At 36.1% G+C, this 26,119-nt stretch carries 17 protein-coding genes and 1 riboswitch; of the genes, 10 read left to right on the top strand and 7 right to left on the bottom strand.

The window, feature by feature from the left end; all coding sequences use genetic code 11:
- The first annotated feature begins 36 nt into the window (after nt 1-36).
- Nucleotides 37-1,584 carry a glycoside hydrolase family protein gene (locus tag AC3WTI_RS10010; RefSeq protein ID WP_141478108.1) on the top strand — a complete coding sequence of 516 codons (1,548 nt, stop codon included), beginning with the start codon at nt 37-39 and terminating at the stop codon, nt 1,582-1,584.
- A 111-nt stretch (nt 1,585-1,695) separates the two neighbouring features.
- Here AC3WTI_RS10010 and AC3WTI_RS10005 read toward each other — a convergent pair whose 3' ends face one another.
- A complete protein-coding gene (locus AC3WTI_RS10005) occupies nt 1,696-16,728 on the bottom strand; it encodes a DUF7507 domain-containing protein (RefSeq protein ID WP_492304361.1) in 15,033 nt (5,010 codons plus the stop codon).
- Nucleotides 16,729-16,850: 122 nt separating this feature from the next.
- Here AC3WTI_RS10005 and AC3WTI_RS10000 point away from each other — a divergent pair, with 122 nt between their 5' ends.
- Nucleotides 16,851-17,711 (top strand): GNAT family N-acetyltransferase, encoded by an 861-nt coding sequence (locus tag AC3WTI_RS10000; protein WP_097840413.1) that lies wholly within the window; start codon nt 16,851-16,853, stop codon nt 17,709-17,711.
- A 34-nt stretch (nt 17,712-17,745) separates the two neighbouring features.
- Here AC3WTI_RS10000 and AC3WTI_RS09995 read toward each other — a convergent pair whose 3' ends face one another.
- Nucleotides 17,746-18,306, bottom strand: a complete 561-nt coding sequence (locus tag AC3WTI_RS09995; RefSeq protein ID WP_087958176.1) for a cysteine hydrolase family protein — start codon at nt 18,304-18,306, stop codon at nt 17,746-17,748.
- A gap of 182 nt (nt 18,307-18,488) precedes the next feature.
- Between AC3WTI_RS09995 and AC3WTI_RS09990 the strand changes: the two genes are divergently transcribed.
- Nucleotides 18,489-18,749: a DUF6123 family protein gene (locus AC3WTI_RS09990; RefSeq protein ID WP_001195212.1), complete on the top strand. Its 261-nt coding sequence runs from the start codon at nt 18,489-18,491 to the stop codon at nt 18,747-18,749.
- Nucleotides 18,750-18,751: 2 nt separating this feature from the next.
- On the opposite strand, the gene AC3WTI_RS09985 is transcribed toward AC3WTI_RS09990, so the two are convergent.
- From AC3WTI_RS09985 to AC3WTI_RS09975, 3 genes are all read right to left on the bottom strand, one after another.
- Entirely contained in the window at nt 18,752-19,657 is a 906-nt protein-coding gene (locus tag AC3WTI_RS09985) for a DMT family transporter (RefSeq protein WP_144488432.1), read from the bottom strand.
- Between the two features lie 13 nt (nt 19,658-19,670).
- Nucleotides 19,671-20,057 (bottom strand): reverse transcriptase-like protein, encoded by a 387-nt coding sequence (locus AC3WTI_RS09980; protein WP_097840415.1) that lies wholly within the window; start codon nt 20,055-20,057, stop codon nt 19,671-19,673.
- Between the two features lie 69 nt (nt 20,058-20,126).
- Nucleotides 20,127-20,999 (bottom strand): aldose 1-epimerase family protein, encoded by an 873-nt coding sequence (locus AC3WTI_RS09975; RefSeq protein ID WP_087958179.1) that lies wholly within the window; start codon nt 20,997-20,999, stop codon nt 20,127-20,129.
- Between the two features lie 132 nt (nt 21,000-21,131).
- Nucleotides 21,132-21,176, top strand: a riboswitch (PreQ1 riboswitch).
- A 6-nt stretch (nt 21,177-21,182) separates the two neighbouring features.
- Between AC3WTI_RS09975 and AC3WTI_RS09970 the strand changes: the two genes are divergently transcribed.
- From AC3WTI_RS09970 to AC3WTI_RS09960, 3 genes are all read left to right on the top strand, one after another.
- Nucleotides 21,183-21,668, top strand: a complete 486-nt coding sequence (locus tag AC3WTI_RS09970) for a QueT transporter family protein (RefSeq protein WP_001026467.1) — start codon at nt 21,183-21,185, stop codon at nt 21,666-21,668.
- A gap of 151 nt (nt 21,669-21,819) precedes the next feature.
- Nucleotides 21,820-22,479, top strand: coding sequence for a ribonuclease H family protein (locus AC3WTI_RS09965; protein WP_087958180.1), 660 nt, complete (start codon nt 21,820-21,822; stop codon nt 22,477-22,479).
- Nucleotides 22,480-22,491: 12 nt separating this feature from the next.
- Entirely contained in the window at nt 22,492-22,668 is a 177-nt protein-coding gene (locus AC3WTI_RS09960; protein ID WP_087958181.1) for a zinc-finger domain-containing protein, read from the top strand.
- 33 nt (nt 22,669-22,701) lie between these two features.
- Here the strand turns inward: AC3WTI_RS09960 and AC3WTI_RS09955 are convergent, their stop codons facing one another.
- Both AC3WTI_RS09955 and cspB read right to left on the bottom strand, forming a co-directional pair.
- Nucleotides 22,702-22,950, bottom strand: a complete 249-nt coding sequence (locus tag AC3WTI_RS09955) for a DUF2564 family protein (RefSeq protein ID WP_000534396.1) — start codon at nt 22,948-22,950, stop codon at nt 22,702-22,704.
- Nucleotides 22,951-23,069: 119 nt separating this feature from the next.
- A complete protein-coding gene (gene cspB / locus AC3WTI_RS09950; RefSeq protein WP_001161731.1) occupies nt 23,070-23,267 on the bottom strand; it encodes a cold shock-like protein CspB in 198 nt (65 codons plus the stop codon).
- Between the two features lie 267 nt (nt 23,268-23,534).
- Between cspB and AC3WTI_RS09945 the strand changes: the two genes are divergently transcribed.
- The 4 genes from AC3WTI_RS09945 (at nt 23,535) to AC3WTI_RS09930 (ending at nt 26,058) form a co-directional block, all read left to right on the top strand.
- A complete protein-coding gene (locus tag AC3WTI_RS09945) occupies nt 23,535-24,263 on the top strand; it encodes a YqcI/YcgG family protein (protein WP_087958182.1) in 729 nt (242 codons plus the stop codon).
- A 138-nt stretch (nt 24,264-24,401) separates the two neighbouring features.
- A complete protein-coding gene (locus tag AC3WTI_RS09940) occupies nt 24,402-25,034 on the top strand; it encodes a LysE family transporter (protein WP_087958303.1) in 633 nt (210 codons plus the stop codon).
- 19 nt (nt 25,035-25,053) lie between these two features.
- Nucleotides 25,054-25,347: a hypothetical protein gene (locus AC3WTI_RS09935; RefSeq protein WP_000286363.1), complete on the top strand. Its 294-nt coding sequence runs from the start codon at nt 25,054-25,056 to the stop codon at nt 25,345-25,347.
- 81 nt (nt 25,348-25,428) lie between these two features.
- Nucleotides 25,429-26,058, top strand: a complete 630-nt coding sequence (locus AC3WTI_RS09930; protein WP_492304360.1) for a sterol desaturase family protein — start codon at nt 25,429-25,431, stop codon at nt 26,056-26,058.
- Nucleotides 26,059-26,119: the final 61 nt, after the last annotated feature.

Here is a 26,119-nt window from a genome sequence, read left to right as displayed (position 1 = left end):
TTATATGAAAAAGGTAATATGAGGAGTGAATTTATTTTGTCAGAATATATTTCTTCCCAAGAAGATTGTGCACCAGAAAATAGCGTTCATATTGATTGTTTTGGAGCAGTTCCGAACTCGGGAAATGATAGTTCATTAGCAATTCAGCAAGCTATAAATTATTGTGTAGCAAATCGGATTTCGACGGTTAGAATTACAGGGGTAAATACGTACAAAATTGTAAAGCCGGTTGTTGTTAAATCAAATGTAAGGTTAGAGCTAGATCCTACTGTAACACTGCAAATCGATGGAGATTTTAATGCGTTTGAATTGCAACAAAATGCGTCTATAACAGGTGGTACAGTTCAAGTTATTAATCCAGTATTTCAATCTTCTGTTATTTATGTTTCCGGTTCACAACAAATAGAAGTTCCTAATCACTCTCTTATATCAAATATAAATATAATAAATGCAACGTCGTCATATAAAGGTAAGGCTATACACTTTTATTGTCAAAAAGCATGGGATTATATTAGTTTCTTTCAAGTTAACTTTATTCAAATTAAAAACTTTCAAACTGCTATACATTTGAAGACAGAATATATAGATGATATCAATACACCTTGCTGGATTAACGCAAATGTATTTCAATCTATATTTATTGATGGATGTGTGTATGGGATAGAAGTTGATGGAAATAGTGATTTACCAAATGAAAGTTCAGGAAATACGTTTCATGATATTCAAGTCCAATGTAGACAGCAAACGAAAAAAGTCATTCGGTGTACGGGTGCCTATAATACATTTGATTGTATGATTTGGGATACGTACCGGATGAGTAGTGAACAGATTGTCATTGAATTTTCTTCTAATTCACATCGTAACTACCTTTTTTCAAATCTACTTTCTACAACTATTGTAGATAAAGGACAATACAATGTTTGTAAGTCTACCTATGAAGAATCTCTTCGAATTCAATTACCGATTACGTTAAATAAACCACATTTAATAGGGAATCAAGATGATATTTTAGTAAACGCCCAGCAGAAGTATACGATTAAGCAAGTAAGTGGGAAAGTACCGTATGGGGGAAGTCTCGCAAATTGCTTTAATTTAATAGATGAACAAAGTGTAAACTATATTGATGTTCCTGATAGTAATCCAGTTGTCATTGAACTAGATTTCACGAAAAATCCAATTAAAATGTTAAATTGTTTTGGAATGTATTTTGGATGGGGAGAGAGTCCAAAGAAAATTAAAATTGAATATGCATTAAGCGCAACTGGAAATTGGGTTGTTGCATTAGACGTTCCATTAAATGTAGGTGATACAATTATATCGAATATGAAAGCGAATCAGTTATATAAAATAAGAATTACACTCAGTGGTTACGTTCAAGATCATAAGCGTTTTCGAATTAATCGTATGTTTGCAAGGTCTTCTATGGAAAATGGGAACGCTTGGTTAGCAACAACAGGTGGAAAAATGTTTGGAGATATTGAAATAGAGGCAAGCAAAGGTATTATTATGAAGACTGCTAGTGGAGTGAAATGGAAAGTGACTATTAATGAGGCCGGCCAACTTATTACGACGAAAATAACTTGAGATGATGCTTGGTTGTAAATGCCTGGACGAGTTATTAGGTAACCCGATAAAAGTAATGAAAAAGAGATTGTAATTTGGTTGAAACCAAATTACAATCTCTTTTTGTTTACATTAACGCCACCATATCCAAGTCCAAAAGTAGTTTCGTATATTTTGAGGAGTAATGCGTATAAAACGTTCCCCGTCAAAGAAACAATTAAAATTTGGAAGTGTTTCATCTGGATTTTCTGGAACAAAGGTGACGATGTTTTCGTTACTTGTAACCGTTACTGTAATTGGTGGATCGGTAGGCGAGACTTGAAGTTGTAACGAAATATTAGCCGTATTTTTAAACTCATTAGTAACAGGTGGACTTATCACTTGTACGGTGAATAACACGATAATTGTTTCGCTTGGTTCTAAATTCGTAGCGACTAGAAAACCGATATTCGGATTCGCTAGTGGAGAGCGTTCCCCGTTAATGGAGACAGTGCCATTCATAAATTGTAAACCTGCTGGAATGGTATCTTGTAACGAAACGTTTGAAAGTGAAATATCAGAAGTATTCGTAATGCGCACCGTATAATCAAAATATTGATTTAAATAAGCTGAGCTGACGGAAGCGTTTTTTACTACTGCTGCAGTTATAAATTGAACTGGTATACGAACGATATTTGAATTAACTATAAAAGTAATAATTGGGTCCTGTGGTGTCAATTGGAAGGCAGCTGTGACGGAAGCGGAATTGATAATTGTACTGTTTGAAGGAATAGACGTGACGAGAACTTTAAAGGTTATCGTTGCTACTCCATCTGCAGGTAAAGCGCCAATATTAATACCAGTGTCTGGACGAACATTTGGAACCGGAGTCCCGTTAATTGTTACGCTATTTTCTATAAATGTTGTACCAGCTGGAATATTGTCTAGGACGGAAGTATTGATTGTAGGAATTGGTGAATGATTTATCACTTCTAATGTGAAAGTGATAGTATCCCCTGTCGCTACGATAGATTTATCAGCTGTTTTTCCAATGCGAACCATAGGATCAACTACTGTTGTTGTAACGGTATTTGTTTGCTTTGTAATTATAATAGGTGGTTCATTCGGATCAATGGTAACAGTATAGGAAACAGAAGCATCGTTATTGATTGCAGATTGAAGTGTTGAAGAAGATATTGTTACTTGGAAAGTAATGATAGTAGATTCATTAGGAGCAAGGTTTCCTAATGTAATACCATTTTCAGGATTTTCATTAGGTTGATTGATTCCGTTAATCGTAACACTACCAATAACGAATGTCGTATCTATTGGTGCTGTGTCTACTAGAAGAAGATCTTCAATAGTGATATTACCATTATTCGTAATGGTAATGGTGTACGTTAAAGTTTGACCAGGCAAGGCGCTCGTGAAATCAACAGCTTTTATCGCAATGACATCATCATTTTGGACAGTTGTTGTGACAGTATTTGTTGTAGTTGTATTTGTAACAGGTACGTTATTTGGGTTGACTATATAGTTAAAAGTAGAGATTGCTTGGTTGGTGAGTTCATTTGGTGTCGGAATAGAAGTCACAGTTACTTGGAATGAAGTGATAGCATTTCCGCCAACAGTTATAGGACCAATTGGTATACCACTTACTGGATTAACTCCCGGAAGAGTTTCTCCGTTTACAATGACGCTATTTTCTATAAATGTAGTACCTTGAGGAATAATATCTTGAATGACTACATCATTTGCTGCAACATTACCAGTTTGATTGAGCGTAATCGTATACGTTAACGTATCACCGACTGTTGCAAATGCTAGGTCAACAGTTTTATTACTATTCAAAGTCGCATGATTAATTGTTGTTACGGCAGCTGATGAAATAATAGTTTCGGTAATAGGTGGTCGATTCGGTAACGTGTATTGGTATTCAATTGTACTCGTGTTAGAGATTGGATTTGTTTGCGGAATTGAAGTAACCCGTACTTGGAATAGAATAGTTGCTGTTGTATTGGGCGGAATGCTGTCAATTTGTATCCCGCTAAGTGGATTGTCATTTGGACGAGCGTTTCCATTTACAATAACACTATTCTCTATAAAGCTCGTATCTGCTGGGATGATATCTGTAACAATAATGTTTTCTATTTGTATATTCCCATTGTTTGTAATGGAAATTGTGTAAGGGATAATCGTTTGTAGGTCAGCATATTGGATAGGCGTTGTTTTTATAGCGAGTACATTAGCAGAAATAACTTCAGTGAAGGTAATATTACTAGTTGATATTTGTTCCTCGCCATTAATTGTATAACGAGAAGTTGATTGGTTTTGGATACGACTGCTAGCTGGAAGAGATACCACGGTAACGGAAAACGTGACTGGGATAGAAGTATTAGGAGCAATCGTTCCTACAAGTATACCAGTACTTGGATCCGCGTTAAGCTGAGGGATATTATTTACTAACACACTACCGTCTATAAAGGTTGTTCCATCAGGGATATTGTCTGTAAATACAACAGAAGTAGCATCCGTATTTCCTATATTCGTTAAAGTTGTTGTATAAGTTAAAATGTCACCAATCGTTACAGAAGTTAAATCAACAGTTTTAAGTGAAACGATATCAGCATCATTAATTTGAACGAAAGTAGTGTTGGAAGTAGTAGATTTTTGAATAGGTGCAAAGTCAGGGTTGAAAATAAAATCGTAGACGATGTTTGCAGTATTAGGTGTTGGGTTTACAGCAGGTAAATTGGTAACGGAAACTTGGAACGTTATTGTTGTCGATTGATCTGATGCGATATTAGGAATAGAAAAGCCGATATTTGGATCTGCTGCAGGAAGTACAGTGTTGTTAACTGTTACACTTCCCGGAATAAATACTGTTCCATCCTCTATAGTATCTGTAAAAAAGATGGAGTTAGTTGTAGTGGATCCGTTATTTTGAATGAGTACTGTATATTCAATGGTTTCATCAATATTAGCTAATACTGTATTAGCGGATTTTGTAGCGATAAGAATCACATCAATAAATTGTATATTTGTAGTATTGGAAGATGTCGTTTCTGAAATTGGTGGCAAGCTTGGGTCTGGCTGATACTCATAGTGGATGACGGCGATATTAGTAATGTTATTTTGAGAAGGTGCAGAGACTACATTTACTTGGAATGTAACGATAATTGTATTGTTTGGAAGGATAATATCAAGGGTGATTCCGGTAATTGGATTTTCGTTAGGTCTCGGTATGCCATCTACAAGAATGCTATTTGGAACGAATGTGGTGCCAGCAGCAATTGCGTCAATTAGGAGAGTATTTGTAATAGGTACTGTACCAGCGTTTGTAACTGCGACTGTATATGTGATGATTTGACCTATGCGTGTAATAGATCTGTTAGCGGATTTAATTGCACTCACATTTGCTGTCCGCACTTCAGTATTTACTGCATTTGATAACGACCTGCGCTGAATAATCGGAGAACTAGGATCAATTTGGTATTCATACGAAGTGTCTGAAATGTTAATGACTGTGTTGCCCTCTGGTATACTTATAAGTTGTACTTGGAATGAAATAGTGACTGTTTCATCTGGTTGTATCGTGCCAAGAGTTACTCCATTTTCAGGGTTCGCACCAGGCTGAATTACATTATTTATTGATAAGCTATCTTCAATGAATATAGTACCTTCTGGAATGTTGTCAATGAACACCGTATTGTTAGCTGGAACAGTTCCTATATTTTGTAGTGTATTTGTGTACGTAATATTTTGCCCGGTGGATACGAAAGTAACATCCGCCTGTTTAACAGAAATAATATTTGCATTTTGAAGTGATGTTGTAACGATATTAGAATTTGCAGTGCGATTCACTGGTGGAGCTGTAGGGATACTTACATATTGGTAATTTACAGATGATTCATTTATAATTTCGGTTTCAGTTGGTGGGTTATTTGTTTGTACTTGAAATAGTATTGTTTTGGAACTGCTTGGTGGAATCGTTCCAATTGGTATTCCGTTTTCTGGATTTACATCAGGCTGAAGTACACCGTTAATTGTGACACTGTCTGGAACGAATGTAGTCCCAGCTGGAATCGCATCTGTAAAAATAATATTTATTGCGTCAACATTGCCGATATTTTTTACTTCAGAAATATAAAGTATAGTTCCGCCAATATCTACAGTTATTGGATTGGACGTTTTTGTAACTGTTAATTGTGCTAGCACGAAATTTGTAATGACAATATTACTTGTAGATGTTTCAGTAATAGGCGGTAGTCCTGGGTCCGGTTGAATTGTATATGTTGTATTAGACTGATTTGTAATCGATTGTTGCGAGAATGAATCGTTAATAAGAATTTGGAATGAAATAAGGTGAGTAGCGTTTGCTGCTAGGTTAGGCAAAGTAACACCTGTATTTGGATTTGCACCAAGTATAGCTGTTCCGTTAAGTGTAAAACTATTTTCTACGAATGTAGTCCCTTCTGGAATCGTATCTGAAAATAATAGATTAGTAGCTGGAATATTTCCGGTATTTTCTAGTGTTATCGTATAGGTCAAAATATCGCCTGTTGTTGCTTGCTCTGCATTGACTGCTTTTAAAGAAAGAACATTTGCATCCGAAATTTGTGTGAAAGCTGGATTAGACGTAATTGTTCGAGCGATGATAGGAGCAGTTGGATCGGCGATAAAAGTATAGTCAATACGAGCTATATTAGAAATTGGATTCACGCTTGGAATGGATTGAACGATAACTTGGAATGTGACGGTGACGATTTCTGAAGGTGCAATGGCGTTTAAGGCAATGCCTACGTTCGGATCGGCACCTGGGGCTGAAACGCCATTAATGGTCACGCTATTCGGAATAAATGCAGTTCCTTCTGGGACTAAATCTGTTAAAGTAACTGTATTTGCAGTTGTATTCCCATTATTTTGAACGACTACAGTGTAAGTGATTGTACCGTCAGTAGACTGTACGAGGGAATCTGTATTTTTAATTACAGATAGGGATGCATCAACGACAGCTGTATTTACCGTATTAGATGAAGAAGTTGCTGTAACTGGAGGTTGACTTGGGTCGACAATATATGTGTAACTTGTAAGTGCTTGATTTATAATCGCTCCTTGCGGTGGAATAGAACTTGCAAGAAATTGGAACGTAATAGTAGCAGAATCACCTGGTGCGATAATGCCAACTGGAATACCGAGAGTTGGACTTGCATCTGGAAGTGGAATTCCATTAAGCGTAACACTATTTGGAACAAATAATGCTCCTTCAGGAACGCCATTAATGAGTAATACAGAATTTGCAGGGAAGTTTCCAGTATTCGTTAATGTTGCTGTATACGTAATGATATCTCCAATCGATACGATTGTACGATTTGCTTCTAAGACAGTTGTAACAGTCGCGTTATTAATTTGTGTGGAAGCACTATTAGAATTTATTGTGCCTGTAACAGGAGGAGAGGACGGATTAACTATAAATTCGTATTGAATAGATGCAACATTTGTAATTGGATTCGAAGGTGGAGTAGATGTAACTGTGACTTGGAAAGTAACAGTTAAAGAACTACCCGCGTTCACGGTTCCGATATTAACGCCGCTATTTGGATTTGCACCTGGAATGGTACTTCCATTTACAGTAAAACTATTTTCAACAAAAGTTGTTCCTGTTGGAATCGAATCTGAGAAATTTACATTCGTAGCGTCTGTATTGCCGTTATTTTGAATTAAAACTGTATAAGTGATCGCGTCTCCGATGTTTGCAAAGGCAGCATTAGCAGTTTTTACAGCTGAAAGCGTTGCTGAGTTAATAGAAGTAACGAAGATGTTCGTTTCCACGTTGCCAGGCTGAGCTTGTAATACATTTCCTACGTTATATTGGAAGTTCACAAATCCTAAGTTTTGGAGTTCTGGTGTAAATGTTGTTGGGTTACTTACAATTTGAACTTGGAATACGATTGTTACAGTTTGATTTGGAATGATCGTATTTATGCCAATACCGTCAATGATAGAAGCGGATGGTATTGGATTGCCATCAACAATAACTGACCCTGCAACAAATTGTGTCCACGATGGTATCGGGTCTGAGAAAATAACGTTATTAGCAGGAATATTTCCTGTATTCGTAATCGTAGTTGTATACGTAATCGTATCACCAATCGTTGCAAAAGCTTTATCTCCAATTTTAGTAGTAGTTAAAATAGCACTTTCAATTGTTGTTGTAACACTATTTGAAGTAATGTTTTTTGAATCAGGAGGATTAGCTGGATTAACGATATGCTGGAAGCTAACGCTAGCTTGATTAGAAATTGGATTTATAGGCGGAATTTCATCGGCACTAATATGAAATGCTACAATGACAGATTCGTTTGGCGCAATATCACCAATTGGAACGCCTGTAATTAGGTCTGCATTTGGGATGGTCGTTCCGTTAAGTGTAAAGCTATTCGGTTCAAAGGAAGTTCCGTCTGGAATTAGGTCGGTAAAAATAACATTCGTCGCACTAACATTTCCACTATTTGTAATCGTAACGGAGTAGATAATATCTTGCCCAATATCTACTGTTGACACATTTGAATTTTTTTGTGCAGTAAGGATAGCGCTATTAATTTGTGTCGTCGTTGTATTAGATTGATTAGAAGTTGAAATGAACGGCTGATCTGGATTAACAATATAACGGTAAGTGGTAAGAGCCGAATTAGAAATAGGATTGTTGATTGGGAGAGTTGAAACGAGGGCTTGGAATGTGACAATTGATGTGCTTCCACCATTAATTGAGCCGATATTTACACCAGTAGATAAATCAGCGTTTGGAATAGTTTGCCCATTAACTGTGAAACTGTTTGGAACGAAACTTAAATTGCTATCAAGTATATCGATAACGGTAACATCAGTTGCAGCCACATTCCCGGAATTAGGAAGGTTAAGTGTAAATGTTATTGTATTACCAACATCCGCAAAAGTAAGATTTGCTGTTTTTGTACTAATAATAGTTGCATTGTTTATTTGAAGAAGTGTCGTGTTAGAATTAGCTGTACTTGAAATGGGAGGGTTATTTGGATCAACAGTAAACTCATAATTCGTGGATGCGGTATTCGGTGCTGGATTAATAGGTGGAATGTTGTTCACCGCAACTTGAAATACGATACTATATATTTCATTAGGCGGAAGTGCTGCAAGTAATACACCGTTATTTGGATTCGCGTCAGGTTGTAAAACACCATCAACAGTTAATGTGTTAGGAACAAATGTGAGTCCGCTCGGTAATACATCCGTGAATACAATGTTGGCTGCATCTGTATTTCCTATATTCGAAATAGAAGTAGTGTAAAAAGCAGTTTGCCCAATATCTGCAAAGGAGACACTTTCATTTTTCGTCATGGATAATATAGCTTCTTTAATTTGTGTTGAAACAGGATTACTAATTGAAGTTTCTGCATTAGGCGGTGAAACTAATTGATACGATGTTGATGAGAAATTTACAATTGGGTTTTCGATTGGTAATGACGTTACAGTAACTTGGAACGAAACTGTTACTGTAGTCCCAGCTGTTATAGTCCCAATATTTACACCGTTCGATGGGTCCGCACCGCTTTGGGGAATGCCATTAATAGAAAAAGAGTTTGTAATAAATGTAGTTCCGCTTGGCATTGTATCAGTGAATATAACATTTTGTGCGGCGGAATTTCCGTTGTTTGATAGAGTGACGGTATAGGTGAGTGTGTCTCCAATACGACTAAAGGATTTATCGACTTGTTTTAATGAAAGAATGGTAGCTGTGTTAATTGTAGTGAACACTGTGTTTGAAGTAATATTCCTTGAAACAATAGGGGCATTAGGATCAGCGATAAATGTGTAAGAAGCACTAGCGGAATTGGCAATAGGATTTTGAACAGGAGTAGAAGTAGCGGTAACTTGAAATGCTATTGTTATTGAGCTGTTAGGAGTAATTGATGCAATAGTAATACCTGTATTAGGATTAAGGCCAAGTTGTGTAATGCCATTTATTGTGACACTATCCGAAACGAACGTTGTGCCGTCTGGAATAAGGTCAGTGAACGTAATATTCGTAGCGTTTGTATTACCGCTATTCGTTAAAGTTGTCGTATAGGTAATGGTATCACCTAGCGTTACAAGTGTTTGATCGACTGATTTAGTCATCGTAATCATAGCATCTAATACAGGGTTTGTAACGATATTCGTTGAAGTAGAAGTAGTAGCAGGAGCTCCGTTTGGATCAACAGTATAAGAGTATAAAATTGTATCGTTACCCATAATCGAGCTTGAAGGGGGAACAGAAATAACATTTACTTGGAAAGTAACAGTTACTGTTTCACCTGGAGCGATATTTGGTATAGTTACTCCAAGTGCTGGCTGAGCACCATGCTGTTGGATGCCATTTATTGTGACCGAATCTGGTATGAAAGTAGTGCTAGGAGGAATGGCACTTGTAAAAGTTATATTTGTAGCAGGTGTATTTCCTGTATTCGTAATCGTAGTTGTATACGTAAGTGTATCACCGACGGAAATAATAGATTTATCAACAGTTTTTGTCGTAATTAATATTGCACTATTAATTGTTGTTGAAACTGCATTAGATACATTCGTTTGTGATACGGCAGGTTGGCTAGGATCGACCACATGTTCAAATTGCACAGAACTAAAATTCGAAATTGGATTTATACTTGGAATGTTTGTAACAAGTACGTTTATCGTAATAGAAACCGCACTGCCAGGGGTTATATTTCCAATCTGAATCCCGTTCGCTGGATTTCCAATTTGTTGAGTGCCTAATTCATTTATAAGAGTTCCAGAAATAAATGTTGTGCCTTCAGGTAAAATATCAGTAAATATCACATTTTGTGATGCTACATTTCCAGGGTTACTTAATGTAATTGTATAAGAAATGGTATCCCCAATCGTTGCAAAAGTTTTATCAACAGATTTGACGAGTGCAATTTCCCCAGAATTTATTTGTGTCGAAACAGCATTAGATGACGTACTTCGTGAAACAAGTGGTAAATTAGGTCCTGTCATAAATTGATAATTAATAGAAGCGCCGTTTACAACCGGTGAGTTTGGTCCTCCAGGTCCGATTGTAAAAATAGGATTTGGGATACTAACTACTTGTACGCGGAAGGTAACGTTTATAAAATCTCCTGCAATAATATCCCCAATTGGTATCCCATTCGCTGGATTTACCCCAGGTAATAAAACCCCGCCTACTCGAACACTATCTTCTATAAATACTGTATTATTTGGAATTGGATCTATAAAAATGATATTAGTAGCGGTTGTGTTCCCTGTATTCTCTAATAAAACTGTATACGTTAAAAATGAATTTCCGGGTGCAACGTCAGAAAAAAGTCGATCTACACTTTTCGTCGCTCGAATGATTGCTTCGTTAATTTGAACTAAAGTCGGATTACTTGTAGCTGTTTCCGTCACTGGTGGCTGGGTAGGGTCCACAATGATAGAGTATGTTGTGCTAGATTGATTTAACGTTGGATTTGTAGCTGGTATTGAACCAACGATCGCTTGAAAACTAATTGTTGTCGTTCCTCCAACTGGAATTGCATCTAAAGAAATCCCGTTATCTGGTCTGAATCCAAGTTGTGGGATCGTATTAATTTGTACGCTATCAGGCACGAATGAAAGTTCAGGTGGTAATATATCGATAAAAACAGGTGTGTTTGCGGTAGTATTTCCGCCATTAGTGAGAGTAGTTGTATACGTAATTGTATCGCCAACAGCGGCAAATGCACTGCTTGCAGTTTTTGTTGCGATAACGGAAGCGGTATTTACTTGTGTAAAAGTTTTATTGGATTGAACTGTTCGTGAAACAGGCGGTTCATTTATATCAACAATAAAGCTATATTGAAGCGATGATTTGTTCGGAATTGGATTAGGGTTTGGAAGAGTTGTTATATTTACTTGAAAACTGAGTGTAACCGATGCATTTGAATTCAAGTTACCAATATTGATACCGTTTTGTGGATTTGCATTCGGGACGGTTACACCGTTTATTTTAAAACTATTTGGGACAAAGGCAGTACCGTTTGGAATTGTATCTGTAAAAACAATGTTGTTCGCAGTAGTATTTCCTGTGTTTATAACAGATGAAGTGAATGTAATCGTATCACCAATCGTAGCGAAAGTTGTACTCGCATTTTTATTTAAAACTAAAGTAGCGTCAATAATTGGGGTAGCAGTCGTGTTTGTTACAGTGCTTCCAACAGCAGGTGTTTGGTTTGGATTCACTGTATATTCATAATTTACAAGGGCGTTATTCGTTAAAGTACCGCTAGGAGGAATTTCAAGAATTTTTACCTGGAATGTAAGAAAAGTAGTTCCTCCTGGTGAAATATCGTCTAAATGAATACCTAATGAAGGATCTAATCCAGGTTGAGAAACGTTATTTATCGTAACGGAATTAGGTATGAAGGATGCACCTGGTCCAAGTCCGTCTGTTAAAACGGTTGCACTAGCAGGGATATTACCCGTATTTGCCATTGCAATCGTATAGGTAACAATATCACCAATTGCAGCTGTCGGTGTATTTACTGACTTCGTAGCGATAATAGTAGCGTTATTAATTTGAGTTGTTATTACGTTACTTAGCGTATTTGCGGATGCTGGAGGTAAGTTAGGATCTACGACATATTGGTACGTTGTATTGCTTTGGTTCGGTATTGGATTCGGACTAGGGATTGAATTTACAATTACTTGGAACGAGATGATCGTATTTGCATTTGGATCTATTGGATCAATTGTTACACCAGTTGCTGGATTTACATTAGGAAGTGTAGTGCCATTTATTGTTACACTATTTGGAACAAATGACGTTCCATTAGGAATGGCATCTGTAAATACTACATTTGATGCAAGTGTGTTCCCGCTATTCGTTAAAGTAGTCGTGTACGTAATAATATCATTTACGTTCGCAAACTGTTTATCAGCAGATTTTGCAGCGATAATCGTTGCATTATTAATAGTTGTCTGTACAGTGTTGGAGGTAACCATCTGCATGACGGTTGGTTTGGATGGATCGTATGTGTATTGGAATGTAGTGCTTGATTGATTTGTAATTGGATTTGCACTAGGAATAGTTGGTACAAAAACCTGGAATACAATGGTACGTGATGAATTTGCTCCTATCGTACCGATAAGAATGCCGTTAGCAGGATTTGCATTAGCTATAGGGACACCGTTAATCGTTACAGTATTAGGAAGGAAGATGGTACCAGCTGGAATGATATCTGTAAACGTTACATTAGAGGCAGGGATATTGCCGTTATTCGTTAAAATTGTAGCATACGTTATGACATCGCCAATATCAGCAAAATTTGTGCTTGTTAGTTTCGTAGCTACAATATTAGCAGTATTAATTTGTGTAGCTACAATATTGCTAATAGCGTTCCTAACAACAGCAGGTAAATTTGGATCTGCGATAAAGCTATATTGAAGTACAGCACTGTTTTGAACTGGATTTGGTATAGGTAAACTATTTGCACTAATTTGGAAAACAATTGTTGTAATGCCGCCTGCTGGAATCGTACCAACTTGAAGACCAACACTTGGATCCGCACCTAGCTGTAAAGCCCCTCCTATAAAAATACTATTTGGTACGAGAGTTGTGCCAGGAGGTAGTATATCGGTAACAACTACATTATTCGCTGGAGTATTTCCAGGGTTAGCTAAAGCAATTGTATATGTGATTGGTTGCCCAACATCGGCGATAGTTAAATCTACATCTTTGAAAATAATTACGTTTGCTAAATTAATTTGTGTACTGACAGTATTACTTAAAGATGTTTCTATAGTTGGTGGATCTCCTGGATTTAAAATAAAACTATACTGTGTACTAGATGAATTTATTGTTGGATTTTGCGCTGGTAAAGAGGTGACAGTTACTTGATAAGAAACAGTAATTTCACCGTTAGCAGGAATGGAAGGTAATGGAACACCGATGTTCGGATCTGCATTATTTTGTAGCACACCATTAATAAGAAAAGTGTTTGGAATAAAGGTAGTTCCATCTGGATTTGTATCTATGAAAGTTGGACTATCAGCAGTCACGCTTCCTGCATTCGTTAAAAGAATCGTATAAGTTAATATATCCCCTACGGTAGCAAACGCTCGATCCACCGTTTTTGCTGAAATGACATTTGCGTCATTTACTTGAGTGAATGTAGTGGTTGAAGTTGTGTTCTTACTTACAGGGGAAGCATTAGGATCCACGATAAAGTTATAGGAAATAGAAGCACTATTTGAAATAGGGTTTGGATTTGGGATGCCAGTTATTAATACTTGGAATGAAGCTGTAATTGTAGTATTAGCATTGATGCTACCGATATTGATGCTAGCTGGTGTAACACCTGGCTGAGCAACATTGTTAACTATAACACTGTCTGGTACAAAGGCAGTACCATTCGCAATTGAATCGGATAGTACTACATTGTTCGCCGCAACATTTCCATCGTTTGTAAGAGAAAAGGTATAAGTTAATACATCCCCAACTTCCGCAAAAGTTTGACTTACAGATTTATTGGCATGAAGATTTGCTAGTCTAATTGTTGATGTAACAGAATTAGAATTTGCTGTTTTTGAAGTTGGTGGCAGACTTGGGTTTACAGTATATAGATAAGATGCGAAAGCGTTATTAATGATAGGGTTTTGTGCGGTAATATTGATGACTGTTACTTGGAAAGAAAGAGTAAAAGTAGCTCCGCCAGGAATTGTTCCGATAGGTAAAGCAACGAGAGAATCTACATTTTGTAAAACACCGTTTAGTGTTACAGTACTAGGCGTCAATATTGTTCCGTTTGGAAGTGAATCTGTTAGTTGCCCGTTAGTAGCAGCTGTATTTCCGCTGTTTGTAATAAGAATCGTATAACTGATTGTTTCGCCAATTGTAGCAAATTGTTTATTTGTTGATTTTGTTAATGTTAAATTCGCATTGTTAATTTGAGTGGAAACGAGATTCGAAGAAATGTTTTTCGTAACAGGTGATTGGCTAGGATTGACGGTATATTGATAAGAAGCGCTTGATCCATTAGATACGACATTCGACGCTGGAATTGTATTTACTACTACTTGAAATGAAACGTTTTTTGTTGTACCAGTTGGGATAGATCCTATATTCACACCAGTAGCAGGATTTGCTCCAACTTGTGTCGTGCCATCTATTGTTAAACTGTTGAGAACAAAAGTTGTTCCAGTAGGAATGATATCTGTAAAAATAACATTGTTCGCATTCGTATTACCTGTACTTGTAAAGGAAACGGTGTACGTTAGTGTATCACCAATATCTGCAAAATTTTTATCTACTGCTTTTGCCATAGTTACAGTAGCATTATTCACTTGAGTGGAGACAATATTCGTCGTATCAGTTCCGCTTACTGCTGGTTGATTTGGCACAGGAATGTATTGATAAGTTGTTGTACCGCTATTTAATATTGGATTTGTTTGCGGGATAGAAGGAACGAATACTTGAAATGCAACAGTAGTCGTAGAATTAGCAGCAATAGATCCAATTGCTATACCAGTAGCAGGATTTGCACCAACTTGCGTAACGCCGTTAACAGTTACACTCCCTGGAATGAAAGTAGTCCCGCTAGGAATCGGATCTGTATATAAAACGTTCGTTGCGGCGATATTTCCTATATTAGCTAAGGCAATACTGTAAGTTAACGTTTCGCCAATATCGGTAAAGATTTTGTTAACTGATTTTGTCCCGTTAATATCTGCAAGATTAACTTGTGTTCCAGCAGAATTACTTGTAGCAAGACCGTTAAAAGTCGTTCCGCCGGCAATTGGTGTATATTGAAATGTAATATTAGCGGTGTTAGAGATAGGGTTTTGATTTGGAAGAGAAACGACAGTTGCTTGGAAAGTTACTGTACGAGAAGCACTGTTATTAATTGTTCCAAGAGATATACCAGCAGCCGGGTTTGCATTTGCTTGTGGTACGTTATCTACCGTTACAGTGCCAGGTATGAAGGAAGTACCGTTAGGAAGACTGTCTATAAAAATAACGTTATTGGCGGGAAGAAGCCCAGTATTAGGGATAGTAACGGTATAAGTGAGGACATCGCCAATTGCAGCGACGCTTTTATTCACGCTTTTCGTTGCTTGTATATTTGGTGAGTTGATATTAATTTGTAACCCGACTGTATTTAACATATATGCATCTCCGTTAGTTGTTAAACGGATTGCGGCTGAGACTTGGGAATTTGTTAAATAAGGAGAAATATCAATAGAAGTAATATCCCAACCTTGCCTTCCTGCGGAGATATTTGTGCTTGTAGCGGCACTTTGATTTCGCGTTCCAAATGTCCCAGTTGTATCTAAGTTTCCTGCGGCATTATTCACTTGAGAACCGAAGAAGTTATTTACAGCATTATTTGGCCCAGATAAAGCATTTAATGAACTGAAATTTGGTCCAAATAATGCTTGATCCCCTGTTATATCTGCATCTCCTTCAATAGAACTTAAAAATAATCTCCCGCTTACAGGTCCTCCTGAAGGTGTTAAGAAACCAGAAACAGCTACATCTGCACTACCAGTATCAGCAGAAACACGGTTTCCAGCTACGTAAATTGTTAAGTTTCTTGCTGGTAATGTCCCGTTTTGATAAGCGACGATAAGCGTCCATCCAGCTGAATTAATTGTTCCATTAGAAGCATCTATAGGATCTACAAGTCCAGGGACAGCTCCCGTAGTATAGGAACCAGAGCCTCCAGCTTGAATAAGAGTCGTTACGTCTGCTGAACGAGTGTAAAAGCCAAATGTAATAGAGTTTGAAACGAATGTTTGATTAGAAGCTGTAACAGCTGAAGGCGTAATTGAGTATGTTGACACAGGTGTTGTAAAAGAAACTGGGTTTCCTAATACACTTGTAATGTTTTGATCACGAGATAAATAGTTTCCCCCCCAAACGAGTTCTGCGTAAAGAATCGTACTACCAGCAGGTATATTTAAAAGAGCGGTAGAACTATTTTGTGTATAGTTTAATGTTGTACCAGCAGGAAAAGTAGGTACTTGTAAAGCGGTATTCGTAGTTGCGAATGCACCAATTGCCCCGATTGTACCAGCACGGTTTTGATTACTAATTTTACTTAAGCCTAGTGTATTTCCTGTAATAGCGAGTGCCCCGTTAGTGGTGGTAGAAAATCGATTCGTAATGGGCATGTTGTCACCTCATTTACAATATAGTCTTGGTCAAAATAGGATATGTATGTGACAAATAAAGGGAAACATGTACAAGTTGATTTAGTAATAATGATTTAAATGTCTAGATAAGGGGATGGAGAATGATTGGATTGAAAATAAGAGTAGATCGTCTTAGAACAGAAAATATAGAGGATATTGTTGCATTATCTTCTTATATTGGCTGGGATTATAACAGAGAAGAAATTGAAACTATTTTTAAATCAGGTATTGTATATGGCGTGTGGAATGAGAGAAAAAAACTTATTGCAAGCGCTGCAATTATATTATACGGAGAGGCGTTAGCGTCAATAGGAATGGTGATTGTACATCCAGATTATAAGGGAAGAGGGATCGGAAAGATAATAACGGATGCGTGTGTTAAAAGCGTGTCAGCTCATACCCCAATTATGCTGATTGCTACGGGCGAGGGAAAACCTTTATATGAAAAATTAGGATTTAGAGCAGTAAGCTATGTTTCTAAATACATATGTAACTCGTACAATGTGAATGATTATTGTATAGGAAATGAAGATTATATAATGAATTATAATGAGTGTGATTTAGAAGAAATAATAAAATTAGATGAATATGCGTTTGGAACAAATAGAGAAGAGTTTTTAACGAAAAGAATTATGCAAAGTGAACAGTGTATCGTTGTAAAGGATAAGGAACAAAATGCATTAGGATATGGTTTGAGTGTACAAACACCAGAAAATAAAATAATAGGACCAGTCGTTGCTAAAAATGATGAAATGGCGATGCGAATTGTTCATCATTTAGCAAGAGATCATAATGATAAATTAAGAATTGATGTACCAGAGGGGAAAAACGATTTTATGAATCAATTAGAGTCTGTTGGTTTTCAAAAGGTTAATACACCACCAATTATGATGGAAAATAGCGATAAATTATTAAAAAGGAGTAATGAACTGTATAGTATTGCAGCGCAAATTTTTGGATAAAAAAGAATCCTTCTGAATGAAGGATTCTTTTTCGTTAATCACGATATTGATCATGAATAGGTACAAATAGGTCTTCCTCGACATCCCTAACAACTGAAAAATGATCCACGTTATAATGTCCATGTAGAATTTTATTATGATGACCAATAATTTGCTCTGCAGATAATACGTTAGAATCAGTTGTGGAATGACCGTTTTTAATTAATGTAACGTCAAATCCTTGTACAGTAGCAGTTCTAACTGCGGTGTCGATACAATGCTCTGTTTTACATCCACCGATAACGATATGGCCAATCTTTTCTTCTTTTAAAAGTTCAAGTAAAGAAGTGCCATAGAATGCGTTTGTTGCTGCTTTATTAATAAGGATTGCAGACTGAGGTACTTTAATTTCATTATGTACTTCAAATCCTTCTCCGCTACCAGAAGCAACATCGGTATCTCTTACGAAAACAATAAGGGCATTTGCATCTATTGCTTTCTGCATGGCTGTATTTAGTGTGGATAATAAATCGGTTTTACGAAAAACTGCGTTTTCTTTTTCATTTCCATCCATTAATTCTTGCTGCGCATCGATAATTAATAGTGCTTGTTTCATCATGTCTCCCCTTTAATATGAAATAAGTTCCACTATACATATTCATTCATATTGTAAGGAAATCCTCTATTGTCTATGCAGTAGACGATAGATTTACAAAGTTGTCAAAGAAATTTCATTCTCATAGCGTGTAAAAACATGTATGATAGGAGATGGAGAATTTTTGAGTAGGTGGGAATAACATGCAAACAGTAGAAGATTATCTTTCATTCTTACATACGAAAGGATTTAAACTATCAGAGGAAGCACAAGGGTTTATTATGTTCGGACAAGGATATACTGGTGCATCTGATGGAATTGTGAACGCGGCAATAGAAGCGACAATTAAACATCAGTTACAGTTTGATGGGAGTTATTTTGTTGCGTTATTAGAACGATTGAAAGAAGAAGAGATTACAGATAAAAAAAGCGCTAAGGCTTTTATGCGAAAGTTACAAGCGTAACTTCATGCAGCCTGCGCTTCTTTTTTTGTTTTTGAAGGTAATTCAACAAACACCATGCCTAGGAAAATACAGAGGCATCCGATAATAGCGGAAATAGAAAGTTGTTCGTTTGCAACGAGAACGCCTGTTAAGGCAGCGAAAACGGGCTCCATTGCGAAAATAATGGCTACTCTCGTTGGAGACGTATGTTTTTGCGCTGATGTTTGAATGAAAAAAGCAATAGATGTTGCGAATAGGGAAGTTAGAAATAGGGCGAATAAAAAGGAAGAATTCGTCCATAGTGCTGCTGAGAATGATTTTTCCCAATCTTCAAACAAAAAGGCGCAAATAGAAGAAAACATACCGACAGCTAACACTTGCGATGTACTTAACAATAAAGGTGATATTTTCTTAGAGAAGAAGCCATTAACAAGAATATGAGCAGCGAAAGCAACCGCGCAACCGAGAACGAGTATATCTCCAATGTTTAATTGAAATGAATCACCAGCTGTTAATAAGTATAAACCAGCTGTTGCTACAGCAATGCCCATTACGATAAAAATAGTAGCTTTTTGTTTTAAAAAGATAAAAGACAAGATGGGTACCATAACGATACTAAGCCCTGTTAAGAATCCTGCTTTTGAAGAAGTTGTATAAAGTAAGCCGAATGTTTGTAACACATAGCCAACACATAAAAAGAATCCAACGATTAATCCAGCAAGGCTACTCTGTTTTATATCTTGTTTTGAAGTTTTTTTTGCGAAAATCATTTGAACGAATAATAAAATAATTCCAGCGAATAAAAAGCGAATACCATTAAAAGTAAATGGACCAACGAAAGACATAGCATTTTGAACGACAACAAACGTAGCCCCCCAAATAAAAGAGACAAATAATAAAGCAAGAGGAGCAATCCAATCTTTTTTCACACTCATACCCCCGTTAATTTTGTAAGATAGCCTTTCTAGCTAACTCATCAGCAACTTTATTTTGACTACTTGGAATCCACTTAATAAAAAAGAGATCGAAATTTTTTATGTATTGCAGTGCTTCTTCTAATAGTGGTGCAAACATTTTATTTTTTGCGTATTCTTTTTCGACAGCTCGCTCGACAAGTTGCGAATCTGTACGAAAAGAGACAATGTTATAATTATGTTCTGTGCAATATTTTAATGCCGCAAGTAAAGCGTAGTATTCTGCCTCATGATTGGACATTGTCCCGAGGGGTAATGATAATTGTACAGCTGGTTGAACCCCTTTAATAAATACTCCCGCACCAGAAGGACCAGGATTTCCTTTTGATGCACCATCAATATATACTTCAATCAAAATGAGAAACCTCCAAATGATAAGATGATCCCCTACTTATATGTTTCTTTGAAGTAGGGGATAGAGTAATTAGCCGATTGTAATGCTATAACGACATGTAAATGTTTCATTCGCTTGTAAAGATTGAATTCCTTTTTTTTCCTTGAAATCTTTTGCTGGAGTTACTTCATCGGCAATTCCGTACCAAGGTTCAATACATAAGAACGGTGCATTCTCGCCTGGTGTCCATACACCGACAAATGGGAATCCTTCAAATTCTACTTTTACAAATTTATTATGTTTATGAGAACGAATAGAGATTTCATCCGTATTCATATTTTCAAAAATAAGTGCATCATTTTTAAATAAATCGTATGTAAGTGGTAACTCATTCGTATTTTCAGCGATTAATTGCTTTTTGCTTGAAAGGTAAGGACCTTCTAATACGCTTGTTTCTAAGCGTTCAGAACCATTAAATGATAAATGATAATCTGTAAATGATTCGCCCTCTAATAACGGGAAGTTGAAACCAGGATGTGCTCCGATTGAGAAGAACATCTCTGTTGAAGCGGGATTATTTACTTCATATGTTACATGAACGATTTGTCCGTCTAGCTCATAAGAAACAAGTAATTCGAATTCGTATGGGTATTTTTTTAATGTTTCCTCATTACTAGTAACAATATAAGTGATTTTCGTTTCACTTTGTTCTTTCACAGTGAATGTAAGGTCACGAGCGAAGCCGTGTTGTGTTAAAGAATATGGTTTACCATCTACGTAGTATGTATTATCTACTAATCGACCGACAATTGGGAATAAAATTGGTGCGCGGCGCCCCCAATAAGTAGAATCGCCTTGCCATAAGTATTCAGTATTATCTTCTTTTAAGCGAACGCTTTGTAATTCTGCACCTTTGTCAGAAATGGAAACGATCACTTTTTCATTTTGAATTGTTGCTGTCATGAAGTGAAACCTCCTAAAACTTTCATATGTTTTATTATACGTTGTCTAAAAGAAAAAAGGTAGTTAATGATAGGAATCTATTGACGAAAGAGTGTGTATTGCGTAGAATATAATCTTGTTGCTTAAAAAAAGAATAACGTGGTTCGAAACCATCCCACGTAAAAAAACTAAGGAGATTTTGTCATGAATATTAGAACTTTAGTCGGTAATGGTATTTTAGCGGCATTATATATTGCTGTTTCTATGCTTATTCAGCCATTTGGCTTTACGAATGTACAGTTTCGTATTTCAGAGATGTTTAATCATCTTGTTGTATTTAATAAGAAAGCAATTTACGGAATTGTATTAGGTGTATTTTTAACGAATCTCTTTTTCTCACCTATGATCGCTTACGATTTAGTATTTGGAGTAGGGCAATCTATTCTTGCATTAGTTGCAACGATTATTTCTATGCGATTTATTAAAGGTGTTTGGGCTCGTATGATTTTTAATACAGTTATTTTTACGATTACTATGTTTATGATTGCAATTGAACTTCATCTTGCATTTGATTTACCATTTATGTTGACTTGGTTAACATGTGCAATTGGTGAATTTGTTGTCATGGCGATCGGTATGCCTGTAATGTACTGGATTAATAAACGAGTACAATTTGAAAGATTTATGTAATAGATGAAAGAGCTATTCCTAAAGGGGTAGCTCTTTTTGTATGTAATCACATTGAATATAATGCTGTGACTCTTGATAAAATATAATAAAATAAAGTAAGGCTTTCATTAGCTGGCTACATATAAGAAGTCTTATATAAGGGGAATCTAGTATGAAATATAAAATTCATTGGTTATATAAAACGAAGCGTGGTTTGCAGACAGAGTTAACGACAGATTATATGAACATAGAAGATGTACTTCAATTTGCAGAGGATTTTGAGAAAACAGGAAGAGTGAAAGAACTATCATTTTATGATGAAATGGATGCAGAATGGTCGTTAAAGGAAATGAAAAAGCTGAGTAAACAAGTGGAGGAAGAGCCCCAAGAAATACTCGTTTATTTTGATGGTGGTTATGATGTACAGACGAAAGAAGCTGGAGTAGGTATATGTGTATACTATAAAAAAGGAAATGCTAAATACCGAATTCGCCGTAATGCATATATAGAAGGCATATATGATAATAATGAAGCGGAATATGCATCGTTACTATATGGCATGAATATACTCGAGGAATTAGGGATTAAGTATGAAGCGGTCACGCTTCGCGGCGATTCTCAAGTTGTACTGCAGCAATTGGCTGGAGAATGGCCTTGTTATGATGAGCATTTAAATCATTACTTAGATCAAATTGAACAAAAGGCGAAGCAAATGAAATTAAAACTTGTATGTGAGCCGATATCTAGAAAACAAAACAAAGAAGCACACCAATTAGCTACGCAAGCATTAGAAGGAACAGTAATTGATAGTCATAAAGAAATAACCGAATAGAGAGGTGCAAAGGTGGATAAAAAGCAACTCATTACAGAGGTAAATGACTTATTAGAAACGTATTGTGAAGGGTGTTTTTTGCGAGAACATAATCGAAAGACAAATAGTAAGTATTATGCTCATTCCTTTTGTATTAGGCAATGTACAATTGGAGAAACGTTAAAAAAGTATGGAGAACAGTTGTCATGAAAAAACATCCAGAGAAAATTCTCTGGATGTTTTTTAGTGCTTCGCTTCATTTAATTGATGCTCGCATTGACTTAATTTCTTTTCCTCATTCATAAGAAATGGCTCATCTAAATCTGTTGCAACAGATTTCATAATTTCAAGCTGAGAGCGAGCGGCTTCTACCGCAGTAGTAGCATGCTCTAATGTATCTGGATCCATTGAAATTGTCGCTGATCCTACCATTTTTTGTGCTGTTTCTACACGGAATTTTACTTCTTCAAAATCATTTACTTCTGATCCCATTGCTAATTCCTCCTTTGTATATTGCGCATTTCACATAGTTTTTGCTCTGGAAAACGGAAATATACAAAGGAATAACAAAGGAGGTTACCAAGTTAGGTAACCTCCTGTCATATGTTGGATTAAAGTTTTACTACGTTAGCAGCTTGAGGTCCGCGGTTTCCTTCAGTGATATCGAAAGATACTTCTTGACCTTCTTCTAAAGCTTTGTAGCCGTCGCCTTGGATAGCAGAGAAATGTACGAATACATCGTCAGCGCCTTCCATTTCGATAAATCCAAAACCTTTTTCGTTGTTAAACCATTTTACTTTTCCTTGCATGTTACAATTCCTCCTAAAAACATTTGCTTTTTTCATTTAGTGAAATTCATTTGAAAAGATAATATAAACTAAAAATGCTATAATCTTGAATATTCTGCTAAATGATTAATTTAAATATACACGAATTGGTAGAATTTAGTCAAGTAAGCGATTTTATTTTTTTGTATTTTTAAATAATTTTTCAGCCAGATTTTTAAATAGGTATAGGACAGGCCGAGTATGTAATATTCTTAATTGAATGCTATACATAATGAGGTGAAAGAAAGAATGAATGAGTCTTATTTATTAGATAATGAAGGAATGAGAACGAGAACGGACATACCGAATTGGGTTACAAAAGAATTTCAAAATTTTTCGAGTGTCGTGCTAGAACCAACTTTCCCGTGTTATTTCGGCCTAACAGCTTTGAAAAAGAATGAGCTTCGTTATTCCTTCCTCTCTCATAATGATTGGAGTCATTTGCCACATACAATGTTATCTTTTTTAGAGTTAATGAAAGAGCGGCCAATTGTAAGAAGAGGATTTTTCCTCTTTGTGGAACCGGAATGTGAAGAGCAATCACTAGAATATTATCGAGATTACTTTTGGAGAGTATTACAATATTTACATGAAAATGATGACCAAGCATGGCCGAAGCAAATTCCAGAAGACCCAGACCATTACTTATGGGAATTTTCATTTGGTGGTGAACCGATATTCGCATTTGGAAATGCACCAGCTTATAAACAACGAAAAACTAGGTACTTAGGAAATTCTCTCGTTATTGGCTTTCAACCACGTACCATCTTTGATGGATTAGAAGGGGATCGTCCTAAAGGAGCATATTCAAGACAAACGGTCCGTGAGCGGGTTGAAAAGTGGGATCAGTTGCCGAAACATCCTAACATTAGTCATTATGGTGACCCTGATCATCGCGAATGGAAACAATACTTCATAGGAGACGATGTAGGGCCGCTAAAAGGAAAATGTCCTTTTCTTCATAAGATAGAAAAATAAGAGCCATCATCTAGATGGCTCTTTTGTATATTTTGGATAAAAAAGGGTATTTTAGTAGTGAATATTTTGATGAAAGCTAGTCTATTTTTAAACATTACATCATTACTTAATAGTAAAAGAAGTAGAAAGGACAGAGCGATGTTTGGAGCGATTATACAACAAATTGTATTAGGTATTTCATTAGCTGCACCAGTAGGACCTATTAATATTGAAATGTTAAAACGAGGCATTGAACGAGGTTTTTGGCATGCGTGGGTTGTTGGAATTGGTGGGATGACTGCAGATATTTTGTTTATGCTTCTCATCTATTTCGGTTTATCTTCTGTGTTTATGTATACATATGTACAAGCTTTTATGTATTGCGCAGGGTTTTTTTTATTATTTTATTTAGGATTTCAAAGTGTAAAACAAGGAATTTCCCACTCGAATATGGAATATAAAAAAGAAGAGGTAGGTGGCCTAAAACAATCGTTTATGGCAGGTTTTTTAATTGCGATATCCAATCCATTAAATCTTGTTTTTTGGTTTGGTATATACGGAAGTACACTTAGCTCATTGCTTACGAAGGTAACGAAACAAGAAGCCTTTTTGTACAGCCTTTGTATTATCGTTGGTATTATTTTATGGAATTTAAATATCGCTTTTTCTGTCCATTTTGGCAGAACTTTATTAAAGCAAAAAGCACTTGGCTATATAACAGCCGGAGCCGGTATTATTTTAGTAGGATACTCTATCCATTTTGCATACAAAGCTTTACAGTTGTTCACATAAGATTGAAGGGGAGATTTTTATGTATCGAACCACTATTGACGGAAAAGAAATTATTATTACGCTAGCACCAAAAATCCGAAAAGAAATTACTGATAGGAATCCACTATATGAAGCGGTATTTCATAATGCAGCAAGGTTACTACAAACAAAGCAACCGACGTTTGCGGTAAATCATGAAATATTTGGGCTCATTATTGGAGAGGTTCAAAGAGGAGAAGTAACAGTGTTTGCGGTGGAACATATTATTCCGAAGCAAAATATATTTGGATCGAACAATTTTTTCTCGACAATAGAGCAGCAGGCAAATCTGTAAAGTGAATAGAATAAGAATAAAATAAAAGAAATAGTCGTAACGATATGTTACGGCTGTTTTTTTGAAAAAGGGGGAAGGAATATGAAAAGAGTGGGGAAAGAGTTCTTTTTACAACATGATATCGTTATTATGTATAGTATTTTATTTGTTTTTATTATTATTTTAAAAATGCAATTATTCACATGGATCGGTATGTTAACGTGTTTGTTTGGGATTGTTTTTTATACGCTGAACGAATATATGACACACCGGTTTTTATTTCACTTAAAACCACCTAAAAACGTATTTTTATTAAAAATGTTAAGAAGATTACATTATGATCATCACGTTTATCCAGATGATTTAAAACTATTATTTTTGCCTGTATGGTTTAGTATACCGAGCTTTACTATATATTTACTCCTATCATACGCTATAACAACAAGTGTTACTATTACACTTTCATTCGGGATTGGTATGATTATTATGCTTCTCGTTTATGAATGGAAACATTATATTGCACATAAGCCGATTCGTCCCGTCACTAAGTTTGGACGATGGTTAAAAAAACAGCACATATTACACCATTATAAAAATGAAAAGTTTTGGTTCGGTGTTTCAAACCCAGTGTTTGATTTCTTATTTGGGACGCTTAAAGATGGAAAAGATGTTGAATTAAGTGAGACAGCTCGTAATTTAGAAAAAGAGAAAAAAACAGAAGTGGTGCGATAAGCACTACTTTTTTATTTTGTTATAACGAGTATGGAAGCTTGGCTAGTGTGTAAATTTTATG

Source organism: Bacillus sp. EB106-02-03-XG38, from assembly GCF_058792175.1.
The sequence above is the reverse complement of the archived record's forward strand: the minus strand, read 5'-3'. Positions and strand labels throughout refer to the sequence as shown.